The sequence below is a fragment of the Methylobacterium sp. BTF04 genome, from assembly GCF_010692745.1.
Lineage (GTDB): Bacteria > Pseudomonadota > Alphaproteobacteria > Rhizobiales > Beijerinckiaceae > Methylobacterium.
Genome location: NZ_JAAHTB010000012.1, coordinates 90,585 through 110,305 on the forward strand (window position 1 = coordinate 90,585; position 19,721 = coordinate 110,305).

Consider the following 19,721-nt stretch of genomic DNA (forward strand, 5'->3'; position numbering starts at 1 on the left):
ACAATACATCGACGATCGATCGAAACGGATTGACGAACCCTTCCTCTCGATGCCGGCGCTAGACTAAGCCGCCTGGCTGATCTCGCCCGGCACGCTACACTGAACCTTCGAATCCGGTCGGCCGATCAAATAGCCTTGCACGGCGTCACACCCGATCGATCGAAGAAGGTCGAGCTGATCGAGGCTCTCCACGCCCTCCGCCAATGTCGGGATATCCATGTCGCGGCCCATTTGGGTCACGGCTTTGATGACGGCGAGGCACTGCTTGTCGTTCAGCGCCGCGGCGACGAAGCTCCGGTCGATCTTGATCCGATCGAGGGGGAGATCGCGCAGGTGGGCGAGGGACGAATAGCCGGTTCCGAAATCGTCCATCGCAATCTTGATGCCGAGCTGGCGGAGGGCCGCCAGGGTATGGACGATCTGCCGTCCGTCTTCGACGAGTGCGGTCTCGGTGAGTTCGAGTTCCAGGCGATGCGCCGGCAGGCCACTTTGCGCCAAAGCGCCGACGACATGAGCCATGAGCAGCGGAGAGCGTAGTTGCACCGCCGACACGTTGACGGCGAGGTGCTGCTCGGCCGGCCAGGTGGCCGCTTCACGGCAGGCCTGCTCCAGAACCCATTTTCCGATGGGGACGATCAAGCCGTTGTCTTCTGCCAGAGGAATGAACTCGACCGGTGAGACCAAGCCGCGGTGCGGATGGTTCCAGCGGATCAGCGCCTCGAAGGCGACGACCCGATCGGTCGCCAGCGCCATGATGGGTTGATACACGAGGTGGAACTGCTGCTGTGCGAGCGCGGACCGCAGATCGTTTTCGAGATGGAAGCGTTCGGTGTGCGCTTCGATCATCCCGGTTTGATAGTTCATCGCCTGCCCGCCACCGCGGCGCTTGGCTTCGTACAGGGCGATGTCGGCGCGCTGCATCCAATCGTCGGGGCCGGTGCTGTCGCCGACGCTACAGATGCCGATGCTGCATCCGATCGTGACCGTCACGGTGTCGAGGGTGTAGGGCCGCTCGATATCCATGACGATCCGTTGGGCCAGTTCCTCTCCGAACAGGTGATCACCCGGCGTGATGATCGCCAATTCGTCGCCGCCGTGCCGGGCAATGAAACCCTCCTCGCCGAGTTGGCTGCGCAGCCGACCTGCCACCGCCACCAGGAGCCGATCGCCGATGGCATGACCGAAGGTGTCGTTGACCGACTTGAAGCGATCCAGGTCGAGCAGGAGCAGGGTCGATCGCTCACCTTTGCGATAACCCGCCAGCATGCGCTCGCTGAGGCCGAGCCTGTTGGACAGCCCCGTCAGGGGATCGTGATAGGCGAGGTGTAGTATTTTTTCCTGAGCGCGCCGGTCCCGGGTCACGTCCTCGTAGGTGAGCACGGCGCCGGTCGCGACCGGTTGGCAGGCGATCGACAGAATACGACCGTCGTCGAAATGGTGTTCGATCCGGGTCTCCTCTGTCTTGCCCATCCAGAGCCAATGGTTGTGCAGCACTTTGGTGACCCGATCGGCATCCCAGCTGTTGGCATCTCCCGTTGCCTGGAGAAATTGCTCGAGGCGCATTCCCGCGAACAGATCGTCCGATGACAGGCCGAGCATTCCGCAAAGGCGCTGGTTGTAGAGTTCGACCCGTCCGCCGGGCGAGATCTTGAGGATGCCATTCGACATGTTCTGGAGGGCGGTCGCGAGCACGTTGAGATGGGCCGTCTCCTGCGCTTCGAACCGCTTGGTGGCGGCGAGCGCGATGAAGGCCCCGAGGATCAAGATTGCCGCGCCGGCAGCAGTCAGCACGCTCAAGGCGACTTGGATGTTCGAGACGAGGTCACCGACGCGTTGGCCATCGAGCACGGTCCCGGCCAGGGAGATGAAGTGCGTGCCGCAGACCGCCATCACGATGAGCAGGCAGGGAACGAGATACGGACGCCGTCCCTTGGGCAGGGCGCGGATCAGGGCCAGAAATGCCGCGCCCCAAAGGCACGCAAGTCCATTCGCCAAAACCGACTGGCTCTGGGTGCACCCTTCCAGGGCCGCCATGCCGGTGATGTGCATCGCGCCGATACCGAGCCCCGCTGCTGCCCCGAGGGCGCCGCGCAGGGATCGGCTGGACGGCAGTGCGGACAGCGCGAACGGGAGGCCGACCGCTATGACGGCGATCCCTGCCGATGCCAGCGTGGTCGCGTACTGGTAGCCGAGGATGATGTCGGTTCGATAGCCGAGCATGGCCATGAAGTGGGTCGTCCAGACCCCCAAGCCGGCCGCGAGCGCGGTGCCGAAGAGCCATCTGCCCCGACGTCCCCGCGGCGCCACTTCTGCCTTATGGAGCAGGTGCACCATCAGCCAGGCGCTGAGCGCGCAGATCGTCGCCGCGGCCAACACGAAGCTGACCGCCTGACTCTCCAAAAGCGTAACCAGCGTGAGCATCATGCGGCCTTATCAAGCAAAATACCTTAGTCTTTTGTGTAAGCCTTAGGTAAATAAGTGATTACTCTTCCCTTAAAGCGTCGTTCGACCGGCGCGCTCGTAGAGTTTATTATGACACATGCATCCATCACTATGTTGTGATGCAAAGGATTATCTTGGCATAGGGCGTCGAGGGTGGTTTTCCGAAGAAACCGAGTGTCGCCCGCGGAAGGCGCCCAGGGCCCGGCAGCGCCGATCACGGCGCGCGGGGTCTCGCGAAGCAAGGACATGTCAGAGTTGGTCGACTAAGGCCGCTGTGCCGCCGATCCGCTCGAAGGCGGGCGGGCCAAAACCGATCCGAGCGGGACGGCGCGCAGGACCACCGAGCGCAGAATTTGGACGGACGGATTTCGCCGACCCGATGGCATCAGATCGGCGCCGCCCATTGTCGGGGCGTCGCCTGCTTTCGTCCGGAACGCCCCCTACCGAAACGGCGGCTCGTCGAAACTCCTGAGCTTGCGCGAATGCAGGCCGTGCCGGTCGGCCCGGAGGATATCCAGCGCCGACAGGCCGATCAGCAGGTGTTCGGCCACCGCCCGCTCGTAGAACGCGTTGGCGGCGCCGGGCAGCTTGATCTCGCCGTGGAGCGGCTTGTCGGAAACGCACAGCAGGGTGCCGTATGGAACCCGCAGGCGATAGCCCTGGGCCGCGATGGTGCCGCTCTCCATGTCGACGCCGATGGCGCGCGACAGGTTGATCCGCCGCCGCTCCTGGCTGAAGCGCAGTTCCCAGTTGCGGTCGTCGTAGGTCACCACCGTGCCGGTGCGCAGGCGCCGCTTGAGATCGTCGCTGGCCTCGCCGGTGACGCTGGCGGCGGCGGCCTGGAGCGCGAGCTGCACCTCCGCCAGGGCCGGGACCGGCACGTCGGGCGGCACCAGCTCGTCGAGGATCCGGTCGCGGCGGAGATAGCCGTGGGCCAGCACGTAGTCGCCGATGGTCTGCGATTGGCGCAAGCCGCCGCAATGGCCGACCATCAGCCAGCAATGCGGGCGCAGAACCGCGAGATGGTCGGTGATCGTCTTGGCGTTGGAGGGGCCGACGCCGATATTCACCAGGGTCGTGCCCTGCATCGTGCCGTCGGGTCCGCGCGCCACCAGATGGTAGGCCGGCATCTGGTACTTGTGCCAGGGCGAGGCGGCGATAAGTGCGGTCGGGTCCACCGACGCCGCCTCCTCCCGCGAGACGCTGAGGCCGCCGGGCAGGATCATCCGTTCGAGCCCGTCCTCGCCGCGTGCCAGCCGTTCGAGACCGTGCCGGATGAAGCCGTCGACGTAGCGGTGATAGTTGGTCAGCAGAATCCAGGGCTGGACATCGCGCCAATCGCAGCCGGTGTAATGGACGAGCCGCCGCAGCGAATAATCGACCCGGATGGCGTCGAACAGCGCGAGCGGGCGCGGGGCATCGGGTTCGTCGTGCCACAGACCGTCGGCGATCTCGTCGCCCACCACGGAGAGCAGCGGGACTGGGAAATAGGTGGCGAGGTCGCGCGGGCTCGGGCCGCCGCGCCCGAGATCGGTACCCGGCTCGATCACGTAGGGATACGGGATTTCCTGGGCGCTCAAGCCGACTTCCAGGCTGGCGCCGTAATCGCGCACCAGCGGCGTCAGCTGTTCGAGGAGATAGCTGCGAAAATGATCGGGCTGGGTGACCGTGGTGGCGTAGGTGCCCGGCGCCTGGAACTTCGCCGTGGCGCGGGCGACCCGCGGCATCGGCCCCGACGGCTGGTAGGTGATCCGCAATTCGGGATAGCGGAACTGCAGGCGTTCGGTCTGGTCTGGGGCCGGGCCACCGTCGAGATAGCGTGAGAGCGCCGCCTGGAGCGCGCCGGTGGCCCCGGTGTGCAGTGCGGCGAGCCGGTCGACGGCCGTCTCGGGATCGGAGACCGATTCCATCGGTCGCAATTCGTCGCGGATCACGGTGCCTCCTCGCAGAACCCTCGGAAGAGGCTTACACGCCCGGCCCGTGCGGTGCGACCTCATGTGTCTGCGGATCAGCACTGCGCCCCGCATCCGGCAAACTTGCAGTCCGGGCAAACTTGACCGAAACGCTCGCTCCAGCACCGGCACCGGGCCGGACGAAAGACCGAGGCCTGCAGCATGAGCGACGCGACCGAGCGGCGGCCCGGCGAAGAGGCCATCGTCCTGCCGGACGCCTACGATGCCGGGCTGTACTTCATCGGCCATATCCGCACCCCCTGGGTCGAGCGCTCCGACTGCCCGAAGAACGGCTTGCAGACCGACGCGGTGTGCACCGTGATGGTAGACGAGACCTACGCGGCCGGCCTCCAGAACGTGGCGGGCGCGAGCCATCTCATCGTGCTCTACTGGATGGACAGGGCGGCCCGCGACCTCGTGCGCCAGCAGCCGCGCCACGCGCCCGGCAACCGCGGGACCTTCTCGTTGCGCTCCCCCGCCCGGCCGAACCCCATCGCGCTCTCGGTGGTGGAGTTGTTGCAGGTCGACGGCCGGAGCCTGTCGGTGCGAGGGCTCGACTGCCTCGACGGCACGCCGCTCCTCGACATCAAACCGTATTTCGCCTCGACGGATTCGCGGGCCGACGCCACCGTCGACCGCGCGGGCAATCCATGAAGCGCCAAGTCTGGCTCGGCCTCGGCGGCGTCGTGCTGCTCGGGGCCGGCGCGGCCATCGGCTGGTCGGCGAAGCCGTCGGCGCTGAACGCCCGGCTCTACGCCCAGAACCGGCTCATCGCGGTGCAGGTCCACCTCGAGGAGGCGCCGCCCGACTACATCCTGATCGCAGGCGATTCGCAGGCCGAGTTGCAGGACACAGCGCAGCGCACTTGCGAATTGGAGATCGTCAATGGTGGCCTGAGCGGGGCGACGGCGGCGGTCTATGCCGACCTGTTCCAGACCCTGAAGGTGCCGGTGCGCGCCCGCGTCGCCGCCCTCACGGTGGGCACCAACGACCTCAACCGGAAGGGCGATCCGACCTCGACGGCGGGTGCAGCGCGATTTACGGCCTCGGTGGAGCGCATCGTCCGTGAACTCCAGGCGGTGAGCGCGCGGGTGGTGGTCACCGCCGTGCCGCCGATCGGCCGCGAGGTCGGCAACCGTCTCGATCCAGCGGCGGTGGGGGTCTATTCGCGGGCGATCCGCGACCTGTGCCAGCGAATCGGCTGCGACTACGCCGACCCCTTCGCGCATCTGCGCGACGGCGACACCGGCTACGCCTTGCCCGGCGCGTTGCGCGACGGCCTGCATGTCGCCGGCTATCGCAGCGTGCAGCGCGCCCTCGAACCCGCGCTCTGCCCTGGCAATCCGGGCTGATCAGGCGGCCTGGACCTGCCCGTCGGCCCCGTGGATCTTGCGCGGGGTTCCCTTCGGCGGCGCCTTGATCCGGTACCAGCCGACATAGAGGGCGGGCAGGAAGAACAGGGTCAGGAGCGTCGCGGCCAGGATCCCGCCGATCATCGCGTAGGCCATCGGCCCCCAGAACACCTCGCGGGCGATGGGGACGAGGCCGAAGCTCGCCGCCGCCGCCGTCAGCAGGATCGGCCGCATGCGGTGGCAGGTGGCATCCACCACCGCATCCCAGGGCGCGAGGCCGTCGCGCTCGTATTCGTCGATCTGGGTCACCAGGATCACCGAGTTGCGCACGATGATGCCGATGAGCGCGAGCACGCCCAGGATGGCGACGAAGCCCATCGGCTTGTTGAACAGCAGCAGCGCCGCCGCGACGCCGATGATCCCGAGTGGGGCCACGCTGGCCACGAGGAACAGCTTCTGGAAGCTCTGGAGCTGGATCATCAGGAACACCGCCATGGTGAGCAGCATCACCGGCGCCACCGCCGCGATCGGCCCCTGCCCCTTGGCGCTCTCCTCCACGGCGCCGCCCACCGCGAGGGTGTAGCCGTCGGGCAGGGCCTTGCGGAAGGCGACGATCTGCGGGTCGAGCTGCGTCACCACCGTCTGCGGCTGGGTGGTGTCGGCGATGGCGGCCCGGACCGTGATGGTGGGCAGGCGGTCGCGACGCCAGACGATGGGTTGCTCCAGCTCGTAGCCGATGGTGGCGAAGGCGAGCAGCGGCACGACGCTGCCGTTCGCCAACGGAATCTGCAGGCTCTGGAGGGTGTCCAGCGAGTTGCGCTCCACCGCCTGGGCGCGGCCGACCACGTCGACGAGGTAGATCGAGTCGCGCACCTGGGTGATCGTACGCCCGCCGACGATGCCGTTGAGCAGGCCGGCGATGTCCTCCGAGGTCACCCCGAGCTGGCGCGCCTTATCCTGGACGATGCCGACCTTAAGCACCTTGCCGGGCTCGTTCCAATCCAGGGTCGGGACGTCGAGATGCGGATTGGCGCCGACGATGCTGGCGAGCGCCAGGGCTTGGCTGCGCAGCTTCTGCAGGTCCGGTCCGCTGATGCGGTACTGCACCGGGCGCCCCACAGGGGGGCCGAGATCGAGGGAATGGATCAGGAAGTCGGTGCCGACGAACTGGTCGCGAGCGAGCTTTTCGAGCTTCACCTTCATGCGCTCGCGCGCCTCGATCGACGTCGTCTCGATGACGATCTGGCCGAAGAAGGCGTTGCCGAGTTGCTGGTCGAGAGGCAGGTAGAAGCGCACCGCGCCCTGGCCGACATAGGACGACCAGCGTGCGATCTCGGGGTCGCCCACCAGCGTCGCCTCGAAGCGGTCCATCTGGCTCTTGGTCTCGGCGATGCTCGCATTCTGCGGCAGCGTCATGTCGACGAGGAGTTCGGGCCGGTCCGAGGACGGGAAGAATTGCTGCTGCACGAAGCCCATCCCGACGATCGACAGGGCGAGCAGGCCGACACAGCCGGCCACCGTCACCCAGCGCCAGCGCATGGCGCCGAGCAGGCTGGCGGTGAACATCCGCATGAGGCGGCCGGGCTTGCCGTGGTCCTTGTGCTTCATCTGGGCCGGCAGCAGCTTCATGCCGATGAGCGGCGCGAACAGCACCGCCACCACCCACGAGACGAGGAGCGAGGCCGCGATCACCACGAACAGCGAGTAGGTGTACTCGCCCGCCGACGAGCCGTTGAAGCCGATGGGGAGGAAGCCCGCCACAGTGACGAGGGTGCCGGTCAGCATCGGGAAGGCGGTGGAGGTATAGGCGAAGGTGGCCGCTTTCTTGAGCGTGTCGCCGGCCTCCAGCCGCGCGACCATCATCTCCACCGTGATCATGGCGTCATCGACCAGGAGCCCGAGCGCGATGATGAGGGCGCCGAGCGAGATGCGCTGAAGGGTGACCCCCATCACGTTCATCACCACGAACACGATGGCGAGCACCAGCGGGATCGAAAGCGAGACCACGAGGCCGGCGCGCCAGCCCAGGCTGATGAAGCTCACCGCGAGCACGATGACCACCGCTTCCACCAGCGCCTTGGTGAAGCCGCCCACCGCCTCCTCGACGATCTTGGGCTGATCCGACACGAGGTGGATGCCAACGCCCACCGGCAACTCGCCTTCGAGGGCGCGCATCCGCTGCTTCAGGTCGTGGCCGAAGGTGAGCAGGTTCCCCGACGGCTGCATGGCGATGGCGAGGCCGATCGCCGGCTGCCCGTTGAAGCGGAACAGGTCGGTGGGCGGATCGGTGAAGCCGCGCGAGATCTCGGCGACGTCGGAGAGCCGGAAGAAGCGGTCGTTCACCCGCAGGTTGATCGCCCGCAGGCTGTCCTCGTCCACGAATTGGCCGCCGACCCGGACGGAGACCCGCTCGGGACCGGCCTGGATCACCCCCGACGGGGCGATGGCGTTTTGCGACTGCAGGGTCTTGATGACCGAGTTCATGTCGAGGCCGAGGCCCGCGAGCTTGCGGGTGGAGAAGTCGAGGTAGATCACCTCGTTCTGGGCGCCGAGCAGCTGCATCTTGCCGGCGCTCGGGACCTTCTTCACCTCGGCGCGGACGCGTTCCACGTAGTCGCGCAGCTGGCGCATGGTCACGCCGTCAGCGGTGAAGGCGTAGACGTTGCCGAAGACGTCGCCGAATTCGTCGTTGAAGAACGGCCCCTGCATCCCCTGCGGGAAGGTGCCCTGGATGTCGCCGATGCGCTTCCGGACCTGGTAGAAGATCGCCGGAATGGTCTTGGGCGGCGTGGTCTCGCGCAATTGCACGAACACCGTGGTCTGCCCGGGCGTGGTGTAGCTGCGGCTGAAATCCACCGCGTCGATCTGCTGGAGCTCCTTCTCGATCCGCTCGGTGACCTGATCGAGGGTGTCGCCGATGGTGGCGCCGGGCCAGCGCGCCTGCACGATCATGGTCTTGATCGCGAAGGGCGGGTCTTCCTCGCGGCCGAGCTTCTCGTAGGCGAGGAACCCCGCCACCACCGAGATCAGCATCAGGAACCAGACAAAGGAGCGATGCTCCAGCGCCCATTCGGACAGATTGAAGGACTTCACGAAATGCTCTCGCGTATCGAGGATCGCGGTGGATCGGCGCGGACGCCGATCACGAGGCCTTGTCGAACAGGCGCACGGCCTGTCCTTCGCTGAGGGTGTGGATTCCGGCCATCACGACACGGTCGCCGGGGGCGAGGCCTTCGGCGATCGTGACGCGGTCGGCATTGCGTTGCGTAACGGTGACGGCGCGTTTGACCACGCTCTTACCGTCCGGCGCCACGAGCCAGACGAAGTCGTGGCCGTCCACGGTCAGCACGACGGTGGCCGGGAGAACGAAGCGCGGCGACAGCGGGCGCGATAGCGACACCGTCAGGGTCGAGCCGAGGCGAAAGGCCGGGGACGGATCGACCAGCGTCATGCGGATGCGCCGGGTCCGGGTGGTGGGGTCGGCGAACGGCGCGGTCTCGCGCACCTTTGCGGTGGCGGTCACGTCCGGCGCGCTCTGCAGCGCCACGGTGAACAGGGCGTCCTTGGGCATGGCGCCGACGAGATCCTCGGGGATGTCGACCACCGCCTCGCGCTCCTCCGGCCGGGCGATGGTCGCCACGGCTTGTCCGGCGCTCAGCACCTGACCGACCTCGGCGCTGCGCACGGTGACGACGCCGTCGAAATCGGCACGCAATTCGGTGTAGCCCATCTGGTCGCGGGCCTTCTGCAGGCTCGCCTGGGCCTGGGCGAGGCGGGCCTGGGCGGTGTCGCGGCTCGCCACCGCACTGTCGAGCTGGGCCTGCGCGACGTTGCCGCCGATCATCAGGCGGCGGCGGCGCGCCTCCGTCGCCGTGGCGTTCTCGGCCTGGCCTTCGGCATCAGCGAGGTCGGCCTCGGCCCGGGTCATGGCAAAGCGCGTCACCACCGGATCCAAAGCGGCGATGCGTTGGCCCTTCTTGACCACGTCCCCCATGGTCACGTCGCGGGCGATGACCCGGCCGGCGATCTGGAAGCCGATCTCGGACTGATAGCGCGGCGCGACGAAGCCGGCGAACGGCCCGAACACCTGTGCGGTGATCGGCTTGGCCACCGTCGTCAGCACCGGGCGGACCGGACCGGGCGGCGCCTCTTCGGCGGGCTGGCAGGCGGCCAGCACCGTGGCGAGACCGAGCCCGCAGAGCATCACCCGGATCATCGGACGGCCTTCGTCAGCGCAGGGTCGATGGTCTCGGCCACCGCGACGGCCTGGCCCGGTCGCAGAAACTGGATGCCCGCAATCACCACCTCGTCGCCCGGTTCGATTCCGCTCGACAGGGCGATGGTGTTGGGACCGTAGCGCTCGATCACCACGGGACGCGGCGCCACCGTACCGCTAGCGGCATCGCGCACCCACACTGCCGGCCCATCATCCCAGCGGTAGAGGGCCGACCAGGGCAGCACGATGGCCGAGTGCGACTGGAACTTGCCGGTGCCGATCACCACCGCGCCCAGCGCCATGGCGGGCGGGGTCTGCTTCAGCCCGACCTTGACCCGGACAGTGCCGGAGGCAGCATCGACGCTCGGCGAGATCTCCCGCACCGTGCCCACCGCCTTCACCGTGGAATCGGCCTGCAGCATCACATCGACATTCTTGCTCTCGGGCGGGGCCGCCAGCACCGCCTCGAACACGTTGAACACCGCGTCGCGCGGGCCGTCCTGGGCCATCGTTAGGACGGTCTGGCCCGCCTGGACCACCTGTCCGACCTCGAAACTGCGGCTCAGTACGATTCCGTCGACGCCCGCCTTGAGGTCGGTATACGAGAACTGCTCCTGGGCGGTGCCGAGCGCGGCCTTGGCGGAATCGACCGCGGCCTGGGTGGTGCGCAATTGCTGTTCGGCATCGTCGAAGCTCGGCCGAGTGGTGTAGCCACTCGCCATCAGGGTTTCCTGACGCTTGAACGCGACCTTGGCCTGGGTCAGCAGCGCTTCGGCCGAAGTGAGCGCGGCCTGGGCATTGGCGAGGTTGGCGCGCTGTTCCTGCGGGTCGAGCCGGGCCAGCACCTGATCGGCCCCGACGTGATCGCCGACCTCGACGAGGCGCGTCGCGATCTTGCCGTTGGTGCGGAACGAGACGTTGACCTGGGACTGGGCCTGGATATCGCCGGTGAAGATCAGGTCGGCGGCGATGGTGGACCGCTGTGCCACCACGGTCCGTACCAGAGCGAGCGCGGGCTTGCCTTCGACGCCTTTCCCTTCGGCCGCCGATACGGGCGAGCCGAGCAGAGGGATCAGCGCCGGCAAAGCGACCGCAACGCGCCCCAAGCCGAGGCCCCGAACCGTGTACAGACCGCGCATGCCGCCTTCGCCTCAATCCGACTCTATCGATCGAAACTCCTATCTGCTATCTTACCGACCGTCCAGACGGTTTTTAGAACGTATTCGTTTCAGCGGGGGCTGTGATGACCAAGGCGCGCACGCGGCGGGACGATCGACCGGAGATCATCCTGGATGCCGCCGAGCGGCTGATCCGGCGATCGGGGACCCGCACGCTGACCATGGACGCGGTCGCGGCCGAAGCCGCGTTGAGCAAGGGCGGCGTACTGCACCACTACGCCTCGAAGGACGCGCTGATCGCGGCACTCGCCGAGCGCAAGGTCGCGCGCCTGCAGAGGGAGATCGCCGAGCTCGAAGGGCTGCAGGCACCCGGGCCGGCCGCGATCCCCCTCGCGATGATCGCCCATGCGCGCCGGACCTACGCCGAGGAGGATGGATTCCCGCGGGCGCTGCTCCTCGCCAACGCCGAGAGCCCTGAGGTCTGCCCCGGCTTCGGCACCTTCCTCAAGGAACGGCTCGCCACCATGGAGGGCATCGCGCACCACCCCGGCGACGGCAGAATCCTGACCTTTGCGATCGTGGGGCTGATGCTGGCACGCACGCTCGGCTTCCACAGCCTGGAGGGCGAGGACCTCGACCAGACCTTCGCGGCCTTGGAGAATGCCGCACGGGAGCTTCCGCGGACGTAGGTATCAGGCCGCTGCGGCCATCGCCTCGAACACCAGGGCGTGGCGCGCGGCGAGCGCGTCGACGTCGTTGGAATAGCCCCCGCCGATCACCGCCACGAGGGGAATGCCGCGACGGCGCGCCTCCCCGACGACGAACCGGTCGCGCGCGGCGAGTCCGGCATCGGTGAGCGCGAGCCGCCCGAGCCGGTCGTCCCGGTGCGGATCGACGCCGGCATTGTAGAACACGAGGTCGGGTCTGATCCGGTCGAGCAGCGGGCCGACATGCGCCTCCAGCGCATCGCGGTATCCGGCATCGTCGAGCCCATCGGGCAACCCGACGTCGCGGTCACCGGCGATCTTGTGCGTCGGGTAGTTCTTCTCCGCATGCAGCGACAGCGTGAACAGGTCGGGGCTGGTGCTCAGGCAATCGGCGGTGCCGTCGCCCTGATGCACGTCGCAATCGACCACGAGGGCGCGCGCGATGGTGCCCTCGCGCTGCAGGGCGCGGGCGGCGATGGCGACATCGTTGAAGATGCAGAACCCGGCCCCCGAATCGCGCCGGGCGTGGTGGCTGCCGCCGGCGGTGCTGCCCGCTAGCCCATGGATAAGAGCGAGACGCGCGGCGAGCAGAGTCCCACCGACGGAGGCGCACGAACGGGCGACGACGCTGGCCTCCACCGGCAGGCCGATTGCCCGCTCGATAGGAGGCGGCACCGCGAGCGCCAGCACGGCCTCGACATAGGTACGGTCATGCGCGCCGGCGATGAGATCGGCATCGGCCGGCTCCGGGCGCACGAATCCGTTGGGTGCAAGGCCGCGCGCGGCCAGGATCTCGGCGAGGCGGCCGTATTTGCGCATGGGGAAGCGATGCCCGTCCGGCAGGTTCGCCTGATAGGCCGGATGGAAGACGATGGGCAGCGTCACGCCAAATCCGCGCCGATCCGGGCCGCCAGCGCGCGGCCGCTATCGAAGGCCGCCTCGATCCGGGGGCCGAGGCAACCATCGCCGCAGACGCCGAGCCGCAAGGCGGGATCGTAGAGGCAGGGCTCGCCCAGCGTCGTTTCCAACAGGGCGTAGCGCCACCGATGCGCGCGGGCATAGGCCGGTGTCAGAGGGCGGCCGGCATGGCGGGCGAGCGCGGCGAGCAAGGCCGTTTGGACACGCTCCGCATCCTCCTCGAGATGAGCCCGCGACCAGTCGGGGGTGGCGTGGATGACGAGGCGCGTACCGCTCCCCCGACGACCCGGCTTCTCGTCCTCGCGAAACACCGTGCCGACCGGCCCATCGGCATCGACAAGGTCCGATCCGGGTAGATCGCACGCACCGTCGAGGGCGACCATCAGTGTCCAGCACGGCGCATAGGTGGGACGCTCGATTCCCGGCAGGGACAGGCCGCTGGTATCGAGCAAGCGGATCACCTGCGGCGTCGGAAAGCTGATCGCCACGGCATCGAATGCCTCCTCCACCGCGGTCTCCGTGACCGTCAGGTGCCATCGCGACCCTTTCCGGACGAGCGCCGTCACGGTGTGGCCGGGCCTGACATCGAGCCCGGCGAGCAGGTCGCGCACCGGCGCGGTCATGCCGGGCGTCCCGACCCATCGGCCGGTCTCACCCCAGGGCGCGACGATCCCGCGCGTGTGCCAATCGGCGAGCGCAGCGGCGAAATCCGGTCCGTGCGCGCGCATGAACTGCGCCCCGTGATCGAAGGCGAACCCATGGTCGGCCACGCGCCGTGTGGCCATGCGGCCACCGATGCCGCGCCCCTTGTCGAGCACCGTCACGGCGAGCCCGGCCTGGGTCAGTCTTCGGGCCGCGATGGCCCCCGCCATCCCGGCTCCCAGAATTGCCACCCGCCCCGGCTCACCCACGCTGTCATCTCCCCGAGACGCGGCGCCGGCGGCCACGCATCCGGCTGTCATACGACTGAAACAGCACGCCTGTTAGGCCCCTCGGTATCGGGGTGCGATGCGCCGCACCGGATGTGGGAGACGCTGCGGATGCTCGACGACGCCGAGACCGGCATGGTCCTCGCCCTGTCATTGTGTGCGGCTCTGACGCTGATCAACCTCGCGAGCCTCGCGCTGGCGGCGCGCCGGATCGGCCGGCGCCACGGCACCTCCGCTTTCCCGCAAGGCGCGGCGATCTCGCTGGTGCGTCCGGTCTGCGGCCTGGAGGCGTTCAGCGAGGAGATGCTGACGCGCGGCTTCCAGCTCGCCTATCGCGACTACGAGATCATCTTCTGCGTCGCCGACCGCGCCGACCCGATCATCCCGTTGCTCGAACGCCTGAGGGCGCTGCACGCCCACGTACCGACCCGAATCATCATCGGCGACGAGCGGGTCAGCGACAATCCGAAGCTCAACAATTGCGTGCGTGGCTGGGAGGCGGCGCGGCACGACTGGGTGGTGCTCGCCGATTCCAACGTGCTGATGACGCCCGACTACCTGCAGCGGCTCCAGGCGCCGTGGCGTGGCGATACAGGGCTCGTCTGTTCGACGCCCATCGGCGCACGCCCGCACAATTTTGGCGCCGAGCTCGAATGCGCCTTCCTCAACACCCTGCAGGCGCGCTGGCAATATGCCGGCGAGGCCCTCGGCCTCGGCTTCGCCCAGGGCAAGAGCATGCTGTGGCACAAGCCGTTCCTGGAGGCGCGCGGCGGCATTCGGGCGCTGGCCGCCGAGATCGCCGAGGATGCGGCCGCGACCAAGCTGGTGCGGGCGGCCGGTGCCCGCGTCCACCTCGTGGCCTCGCCCTTCGAGCAGCCGCTGGGGCGCCGGTCGTTCCGTGAGGTCTGGTCGCGCCAGTTGCGCTGGGCGCGCCTGCGCCGGGTGACGTTCCCGCTGTTCTTCGCGCCCGAGATCGGTACCGGACCGGTGCTGCCCTTCGCCATCGCCTTCGCGTGCGTGCCGACCCTCCCGGTCGCGGCGGGTCTGATCGGGCTCACCGCCCTCTGGTACGGGGCGGAACTCGCCCTGGCCGTCCGCGCCGGCTGGCACCATTCGGCGCGCCTCGTCCTGGCGTTCCTGGTGCGCGATACGGTGATCCCCGCCGTCTGGGCGAGCGCCTGGATCCAGAGCGCCATCGTCTGGCGCGGCAACGCGATGGATATCCGACCCAAGGTCGCGCGCCCCACCCCGGCCTGAACGGCTAAAGGCAACGCTCCTGCTCTGTCACGGAGTGGGATCTGTCGACGCGTGGTGCGGGCGGTCGGAATCGAACCGACACTCCTTGCGGAACCGGATTTTGAATCCGGCGCGTCTACCAATTCCACCACGCCCGCAGCGCACGCCTCATGGCACACCTTCGCGATTCGGGCCAGAGGCGTTTTCTCGCGGGGGGATGTCGCTGGTGCGCTCGCCACGTCCCCTTCGGTATGCTCAAACAGCGCCGCTTCCCGCCACGAGAACCCCGGACCGAGACCGCCCATGATCCGCCGCCTCTACGAGTGGATACTCGCGCTCGCCGGCAAGCCGTCGGCCCCCTGGGCCCTCGGCGCCGTGGCCTTCGCGGAGAGTTCGTTTTTCCCGGTGCCCCCCGACGTGATGCTGGTGCCGATGGCGGTGAGCCGGCCCGACCGGGTGTGGTTCTACGCGCTCATCACCACCCTGTCCTCGGTGGCCGGCGGCATCCTCGGTTACGCCATCGGCGCGCTGCTCTACGATTCCATCGGGCAATGGCTGTTCCGGGTCTATGGCCTCGCCGACAAGGCCGAGACCTTCCAGGCCTCCTACGCCCAGTACGGGCATTGGGTGATCCTGCTGAAGGGGCTGACGCCTATCCCGTTCAAGCTCGTCACCATCACCTCGGGCTTCGCCCATTACGATCTGTTCTGGTTCATCGTGCTGTCGCTGATCACGCGTGGCGCGCGCTTCTTCATCCTCGCCGGATTGCTCGGGCGGTACGGCGTCCAGATCCGCGGCGTGCTCGACCGGCACCTCAACGTCGTGGCGGCGCTCGCCGTGGCGTTGATCGTCCTCGGCTTCGTGCTGTTCAAGGTGCTGCTGTAGATCTATCTCGGTCTGCACGAACTCGACCGGATCGGATTGGTCCGACCCACACCCTCACCTGAGGTGCCGCGTCAGCGGCCTCGAAGGAGACCTCCAGTGTCCGTGTGATCCCTGGAGCCCTCCTTCGAGGCCTCCGCTTCGCTGCGGCTCCTCAGGATGAGGTGGGTTGGTTGGATCGGTTCGATCCGCTCGATTGGATAAGCATATCCGCACGCACCGCCTTCAGCGCGCGGGTTCTCGTTTCGAAAGAGTGCCTTCAGATGGATTTCACCTCGCTCCTGCGCTTGCGCCGCGCCGCGCTGGTGCTTCTCTTCGGCGCGGTGCTCACGTTGGCCGGCGCGTTCTATTTCCAGTGGGGGCTCGGCTACGTGCCGTGCAAGCTCTGCCTGACCGAGCGCCTTCCGTATTATGCCGCGATACCCCTAAGCCTGCTGGGGCTGTTCCTGCCGGAGCGCCTGACGCGCCTCGTCCTCGGCCTCGCCGCCCTCGGCCTGCTCTACGGTGCCGGCCTCAGCGTCTATCATGCGGGTGCCGAATGGGCCTTCTGGGCCGGCCCGAGCGATTGCGGCGGCGGTTCGGGGGCCAATCCGGGCAACGTCGCCGATTTCATGACCGCGCTCCAGACCACGCGGGTGGTCGATTGCTCCACCGCCGCATGGCGCCTGTTCGGTGTCTCGCTGGCCGGCTGGAACGCCGTGATCGCCTTCGTGCTCGCCTCGGTCGCCGGGACGTCTGCCGCCAAACCCTGATCGTAACCTGGCTCGAACGCCGCTTTAAGCGGGAATTCAGTGTCGGTCGTCCGGCAGCGGCGCGACGTCAATCCCCTCCTCCACCAAGGCGCGGGCTTCGTCGAGGCTCGCCTGACCGTAGATCGGCCGGGCCGGGCTCTCGCCATAATGCATGCGTCGTGCTTCTTCGGGGAAATGCGCTCCGACATCGTCGGCGGTCTTGGTGACGTGCTCACGCACCGCGCGGAGCAGAGCGCGCAGGCGCTGTTCGGGCTCCGCCAGCATCGTGACCGCATCGGGCGCCGCCGCAGGAGCGGGAAGCGTCGCCTCGGGCTCGTGCTTGGGCTCGGGTGCGGCCGTTCGGTCAGCGCGCGCGATGGACGGCGCCATCATGCCTTTGGTCACCTGCGCGGTGCCACAGAACGGACAGGTGACGAGGCCGCGTGCCGCCTGTTCGTCGTAGGATCCGCTCGACGGAAACCAACTCTCGAAGTCGTGGCCGCCGTCGCAGACCAATGTGTACCGGATCATGGTTTCGCGCTTGAGGGCCGTCTTCGTCAGGCGGGATGCCTGATCCGCTCGATGGTGAACGGCTTGGCGTGCTGCAGCGCCGGGATACGGGCGCGGGCATCGACGACGCGGGCGAGATCGATCTCGGCGAGGATCACGCCGGGCTCCGCGCCGCCGGCATCCGCCAGGACCCGGCCCCATGGGTCGACGATGAGCGAATGGCCGTAGGTGTCGCGGCCGTCCTCGTGGTGACCGCCTTGCGCGGCCGAGATCATGAACGAGCCGGTCTCGATGGCGCGCGCCCGGTGCAGCACGTGCCAATGCGCCTCGCCGGTCTGCTTGGTGAAGCAGGCCGGCGCCGTGATGATCGTCGCCCCCGCCTCGGCCAGCGCCCGGAACAGGGCGGGAAAGCGCACATCGTAGCAAATGGCGATACCGATCGGCGCCCACGGCGTGTCGGCCACCACCGCGCAGGCGCCACCGGTATAGGTCGAGGATTCGCGCCAGCGCTCGCCGTTGGGCAGATCGACATCGTAGAGATGAAGCTTGTCGTAGGATGCGGTGATCGCACCCTGCGCATCGATCAGGAAGGCGCGGTTGGCGATCTTGTCGCCGTTGCGCACGGCGAGCGACCCGATCTGGATCACGATGCCGCGCTCGCGCGCGACCTCACGCAGGGCGGCGAGCGTCGGGTCGTCGTCCTGCCCGGTGACGTGGGCGAACAGGCTAGCCTTGTCGCGCTCCACCAGGGAGGTCATCTCGGGGGTCTGGACGTAATGCGCGCCCTTGTCGGCGGCCTCGCGCACCAACGCGACGGCGGCGTCGCGGTTGGCGAGCGGATCGCGCCCCGAGCGCATCTGGACGCAGGCGGCGATGAACCGGGGCTCGGTCATGGCGCGACCGCGACCATCGGCTCGAGCTTGCCGGCGCCATTCAGGGCATAAAGATCGTCGCAGCCGCCGACATGGGCGTCGCCGATGAAGATCTGCGGCACGCTGGTGCGGCCGCCGGCCCTCTGGACCATGGCAGCGCGCGAGCCGGCCGTCTTCTCGACGTCGATCTCGGTGAACACGATGCTCTTTTCGCGCAGCAGGCTTTTCGCCGCCGAGCAATAAGGGCACCAGGCGGTGGTATAAATCGTGACCGGCTTCATCGTGGATACGCCCCGCGGCAATCCCTTCAGCATATAGGTGAGCCGGGAGGTTCTTCCTACTGGTGAGTTCAGCGCAGCCGAATCGGCTTTACGCAGCCATCAGCTTCTCGACCTCGTTGACGAGATCGCGCAGGTGGAACGGCTTCGAGAGCACCTTGGCGTCCTTCGGAGCCTTGGAATCCGGGTTCAACGCCACCGCGGCAAAACCCGTGATGAACATCACCTTGATGTCGGGGTCGAGTTCGGTGGCGCGGCGGGCGAGCTCGATGCCATCCATCTCCGGCATGACGATGTCGGTGAGCAGCAGTTCGAACGGCTCTTCGCGCAAGCGGTTATAGGCCGAAAGGCCATTGTCGAACGACAGCACGTCGTAGCCGGCGTTCTGCAACGCCTTGGCCAGGAAACGGCGCATGTCGTTGTCGTCTTCCGCCAGGAGAATCTTCATCGAGCGGCGTCCTGTGCCTTTGGGTCGGTGTGTTCTTTCCACAAAGCGCCAACTTGGTAAACAAGGTGTTGAGATCTCGACCAAGCGTGCGTGTTCTGCGGCACCCCGTCCATACCGAAGCGATGCGTGCCGCAGTAGACACAAGCCCCCACCGCACGCAATGTGTGGGCTCGTAGTTCCGCCCCGCCCGAGGCGACCCCTTCCGCGATGACAGAGCCGTTTCCGAACCAGACCATGCCGGGGACGCCTGCGTTCGATCCGCCCTTCGCTGTCGACGAGCCGGAAGCGCACACTCTTCCCTTCGTATTCAACACCCCGCATTCCGGGGCGGTCTATCCCCGCGCCTTCGTGGCGAACTCGCGCCTCGACGCCCTCGCCCTGCGCCGGTCTGAGGACGCGCATGTCGACCGGCTGTTCGGGCCGGTGGTGGATCTCGGCGCGCCGCTGATGCGGGCGAACTTTCCGCGGGCCTATCTCGACGTGAACCGCGAGCCCTACGAACTCGACCCACGGATGTTCGACGGGCGCCTTCCGGCCTTTGCCAACACCCGCTCCATGCGAGTGGCGGGCGGTCTCGGCACGATTCCGCGCGTGGTCGCCGACGGCCAGGAGATCTATCGCGGGCGCCTGCCGGTGGAGGATGCGGTCGAGCGGATCGAGACCCTGTACAAGCCCTATCACCGCACCCTGCGCGGCCTGGTCCAGCGCACGGCACGGACATTCGGCCATGCCATCCTGGTGGATTGCCATTCGATGCCGTCGTCGAGCCTCGGGCGCGACGAGGGCGCGAGGGCGGATTTCGTGCTGGGAGATCGCTTCGGCACCGCCTGCGCGCCGCTTCTGATCGATGCGTTCGAGGACCACCTGCGGGCCCGCGGTTTCCGCACCGTTCGCAACAAGCCCTATGCCGGCGGCTTCATCACCGAGCATTACGGCGAGCCGAATGTCGGCCGCCACGCGCTGCAGGTGGAGATCAACCGCGCCCTCTACATGAACGAGGCCAGCCTCGCGCTCGGTCCGGGTTTTGCGGAACTGGTGTGGCACCTGCGTGAGGTCGTCGCCGCCGTGGCGCGGGATGTGGGCGACCTGACCCCGCGCCGGATGGCAGCCGAATAGGCCACGCGGCGAGA

General features: G+C 67.7%; 18 protein-coding genes and 1 tRNA gene. 7 read left to right on the top strand and 12 right to left on the bottom strand.

The annotated features are described in order from the left end of the window. Positions 1 to 63: 63 nt before the first annotated feature. Positions 64 to 2,424: an EAL domain-containing protein gene (locus G3T14_RS09940; protein ID WP_163642225.1), complete on the bottom strand. Its 2,361-nt coding sequence runs from the start codon at positions 2,422 to 2,424 to the stop codon at positions 64 to 66. 458 nt (positions 2,425 to 2,882) lie between these two features. Beyond that, positions 2,883 to 4,352, bottom strand: a complete 1,470-nt coding sequence (locus G3T14_RS09945) for an AMP nucleosidase (RefSeq protein ID WP_204262771.1) — start codon at positions 4,350 to 4,352, stop codon at positions 2,883 to 2,885. 204 nt (positions 4,353 to 4,556) lie between these two features. Between G3T14_RS09945 and tsaA the strand changes: the two genes are divergently transcribed. Both tsaA and G3T14_RS09955 read left to right on the top strand, forming a co-directional pair. Next, positions 4,557 to 5,048, top strand: a complete 492-nt coding sequence (tsaA, locus tag G3T14_RS09950) for a tRNA (N6-threonylcarbamoyladenosine(37)-N6)-methyltransferase TrmO (RefSeq protein ID WP_163642228.1) — start codon at positions 4,557 to 4,559, stop codon at positions 5,046 to 5,048. Continuing rightward, entirely contained in the window at positions 5,045 to 5,746 is a 702-nt protein-coding gene (locus tag G3T14_RS09955) for an SGNH/GDSL hydrolase family protein (protein WP_163642230.1), read from the top strand. Before tsaA ends, G3T14_RS09955 begins: the two co-directional genes overlap by 4 nt. Here G3T14_RS09955 and G3T14_RS09960 read toward each other — a convergent pair whose 3' ends face one another. Genes G3T14_RS09960 through G3T14_RS09970 form a run of 3 tightly spaced genes read right to left on the bottom strand, consistent with a single transcriptional unit; the run spans position 5,747 to position 11,101 of the window. Continuing rightward, entirely contained in the window at positions 5,747 to 8,839 is a 3,093-nt protein-coding gene (locus tag G3T14_RS09960; protein WP_163642232.1) for an efflux RND transporter permease subunit, read from the bottom strand. It abuts the gene before it with no gap. Positions 8,840 to 8,888: 49 nt separating this feature from the next. Beyond that, a complete protein-coding gene (locus G3T14_RS09965; protein WP_163642234.1) occupies positions 8,889 to 9,962 on the bottom strand; it encodes an efflux RND transporter periplasmic adaptor subunit in 1,074 nt (357 codons plus the stop codon). Further along, positions 9,959 to 11,101: an efflux RND transporter periplasmic adaptor subunit gene (locus G3T14_RS09970; protein WP_163642236.1), complete on the bottom strand. Its 1,143-nt coding sequence runs from the start codon at positions 11,099 to 11,101 to the stop codon at positions 9,959 to 9,961. Before G3T14_RS09970 ends, G3T14_RS09965 begins: the two co-directional genes overlap by 4 nt. A gap of 104 nt (positions 11,102 to 11,205) precedes the next feature. Here G3T14_RS09970 and G3T14_RS09975 point away from each other — a divergent pair, with 104 nt between their 5' ends. After that, positions 11,206 to 11,769 (top strand): TetR/AcrR family transcriptional regulator, encoded by a 564-nt coding sequence (locus G3T14_RS09975; RefSeq protein ID WP_204262765.1) that lies wholly within the window; start codon positions 11,206 to 11,208, stop codon positions 11,767 to 11,769. Positions 11,770 to 11,772: 3 nt separating this feature from the next. On the opposite strand, the gene G3T14_RS09980 is transcribed toward G3T14_RS09975, so the two are convergent. Both G3T14_RS09980 and G3T14_RS09985 read right to left on the bottom strand, forming a co-directional pair. Then, on the bottom strand, positions 11,773 to 12,672 hold the full coding sequence (locus G3T14_RS09980; RefSeq protein ID WP_348645248.1) for a histone deacetylase: 900 nt from the start codon (positions 12,670 to 12,672) through the stop codon (positions 11,773 to 11,775). After that, the gene (locus tag G3T14_RS09985; RefSeq protein WP_281409801.1) at positions 12,669 to 13,667 is read right to left on the bottom strand and encodes an NAD(P)-binding protein; all 999 of its coding nucleotides are present in this window, start codon (positions 13,665 to 13,667) and stop codon (positions 12,669 to 12,671) included. Before G3T14_RS09985 ends, G3T14_RS09980 begins: the two co-directional genes overlap by 4 nt. Positions 13,668 to 13,745: 78 nt before the next feature. Here G3T14_RS09985 and G3T14_RS09990 point away from each other — a divergent pair, with 78 nt between their 5' ends. After that, positions 13,746 to 14,891, top strand: coding sequence for a glycosyltransferase (locus G3T14_RS09990; RefSeq protein ID WP_163642240.1), 1,146 nt, complete (start codon positions 13,746 to 13,748; stop codon positions 14,889 to 14,891). Between the two features lie 52 nt (positions 14,892 to 14,943). Here G3T14_RS09990 and G3T14_RS09995 read toward each other — a convergent pair. Next, positions 14,944 to 15,028: transfer RNA gene (locus tag G3T14_RS09995), tRNA-Leu, on the bottom strand. A 145-nt stretch (positions 15,029 to 15,173) separates the two neighbouring features. Between G3T14_RS09995 and G3T14_RS10000 the strand changes: the two genes are divergently transcribed. Together G3T14_RS10000 and G3T14_RS10005 are read left to right on the top strand one after the other, a co-directional pair. After that, positions 15,174 to 15,755, top strand: coding sequence for a YqaA family protein (locus G3T14_RS10000; protein ID WP_163642242.1), 582 nt, complete (start codon positions 15,174 to 15,176; stop codon positions 15,753 to 15,755). Between the two features lie 260 nt (positions 15,756 to 16,015). Next, positions 16,016 to 16,504 (top strand): disulfide bond formation protein B, encoded by a 489-nt coding sequence (locus G3T14_RS10005; RefSeq protein ID WP_163642244.1) that lies wholly within the window; start codon positions 16,016 to 16,018, stop codon positions 16,502 to 16,504. A gap of 36 nt (positions 16,505 to 16,540) precedes the next feature. On the opposite strand, the gene G3T14_RS10010 is transcribed toward G3T14_RS10005, so the two are convergent. The 4 genes from G3T14_RS10010 to G3T14_RS10025 form a co-directional block, all read right to left on the bottom strand. Then, complete coding sequence (locus tag G3T14_RS10010) at positions 16,541 to 17,014, bottom strand: DUF1178 family protein (protein WP_163642247.1); 474 nt, start codon at positions 17,012 to 17,014, stop codon at positions 16,541 to 16,543. 26 nt (positions 17,015 to 17,040) lie between these two features. Further along, the gene (locus tag G3T14_RS10015) at positions 17,041 to 17,886 is read right to left on the bottom strand and encodes a carbon-nitrogen hydrolase family protein (RefSeq protein ID WP_163642248.1); all 846 of its coding nucleotides are present in this window, start codon (positions 17,884 to 17,886) and stop codon (positions 17,041 to 17,043) included. After that, positions 17,883 to 18,146: a glutaredoxin 3 gene (gene grxC / locus G3T14_RS10020; protein ID WP_163642250.1), complete on the bottom strand. Its 264-nt coding sequence runs from the start codon at positions 18,144 to 18,146 to the stop codon at positions 17,883 to 17,885. The genes G3T14_RS10015 and grxC overlap by 4 nt, the downstream gene beginning before the upstream one ends. An 88-nt stretch (positions 18,147 to 18,234) precedes the next feature. After that, on the bottom strand, positions 18,235 to 18,591 hold the full coding sequence (locus G3T14_RS10025) for a response regulator (protein WP_007558883.1): 357 nt from the start codon (positions 18,589 to 18,591) through the stop codon (positions 18,235 to 18,237). Positions 18,592 to 18,825: 234 nt separating this feature from the next. Between G3T14_RS10025 and G3T14_RS10030 the strand changes: the two genes are divergently transcribed. After that, the gene (locus G3T14_RS10030) at positions 18,826 to 19,707 is read left to right on the top strand and encodes an N-formylglutamate amidohydrolase (RefSeq protein WP_204262773.1); all 882 of its coding nucleotides are present in this window, start codon (positions 18,826 to 18,828) and stop codon (positions 19,705 to 19,707) included. Positions 19,708 to 19,721: the final 14 nt, after the last annotated feature.

Coding starts and splice junctions, on each gene's coding strand:
- grxC (WP_163642250.1), bottom strand. CDS start 18,146: ATGAAGCCGGTCACGATTTATACCACCGCCTGGTGCCCTTATTGCTCG.
- tsaA (WP_163642228.1), top strand. CDS start 4,557: ATGAGCGACGCGACCGAGCGGCGGCCCGGCGAAGAGGCCATCGTCCTG.
- G3T14_RS09955 (WP_163642230.1), top strand. CDS start 5,045: ATGAAGCGCCAAGTCTGGCTCGGCCTCGGCGGCGTCGTGCTGCTCGGG.
- G3T14_RS10025 (WP_007558883.1), bottom strand. CDS start 18,591: ATGAAGATTCTCCTGGCGGAAGACGACAACGACATGCGCCGTTTCCTG.
- G3T14_RS10015 (WP_163642248.1), bottom strand. CDS start 17,886: ATGACCGAGCCCCGGTTCATCGCCGCCTGCGTCCAGATGCGCTCGGGG.
- G3T14_RS10030 (WP_204262773.1), top strand. CDS start 18,826: ATGCCGGGGACGCCTGCGTTCGATCCGCCCTTCGCTGTCGACGAGCCG.
- G3T14_RS09940 (WP_163642225.1), bottom strand. CDS start 2,424: ATGATGCTCACGCTGGTTACGCTTTTGGAGAGTCAGGCGGTCAGCTTC.
- G3T14_RS10010 (WP_163642247.1), bottom strand. CDS start 17,014: ATGATCCGGTACACATTGGTCTGCGACGGCGGCCACGACTTCGAGAGT.
- G3T14_RS09970 (WP_163642236.1), bottom strand. CDS start 11,101: ATGCGCGGTCTGTACACGGTTCGGGGCCTCGGCTTGGGGCGCGTTGCG.
- G3T14_RS09985 (WP_281409801.1), bottom strand. CDS start 13,667: ATGACAGCCGGATGCGTGGCCGCCGGCGCCGCGTCTCGGGGAGATGAC.
- G3T14_RS09990 (WP_163642240.1), top strand. CDS start 13,746: ATGCTCGACGACGCCGAGACCGGCATGGTCCTCGCCCTGTCATTGTGT.
- G3T14_RS10000 (WP_163642242.1), top strand. CDS start 15,174: ATGATCCGCCGCCTCTACGAGTGGATACTCGCGCTCGCCGGCAAGCCG.
- G3T14_RS09975 (WP_204262765.1), top strand. CDS start 11,206: ATGACCAAGGCGCGCACGCGGCGGGACGATCGACCGGAGATCATCCTG.
- G3T14_RS09945 (WP_204262771.1), bottom strand. CDS start 4,352: ATGGAATCGGTCTCCGATCCCGAGACGGCCGTCGACCGGCTCGCCGCA.
- G3T14_RS10005 (WP_163642244.1), top strand. CDS start 16,016: ATGGATTTCACCTCGCTCCTGCGCTTGCGCCGCGCCGCGCTGGTGCTT.
- G3T14_RS09965 (WP_163642234.1), bottom strand. CDS start 9,962: ATGATCCGGGTGATGCTCTGCGGGCTCGGTCTCGCCACGGTGCTGGCC.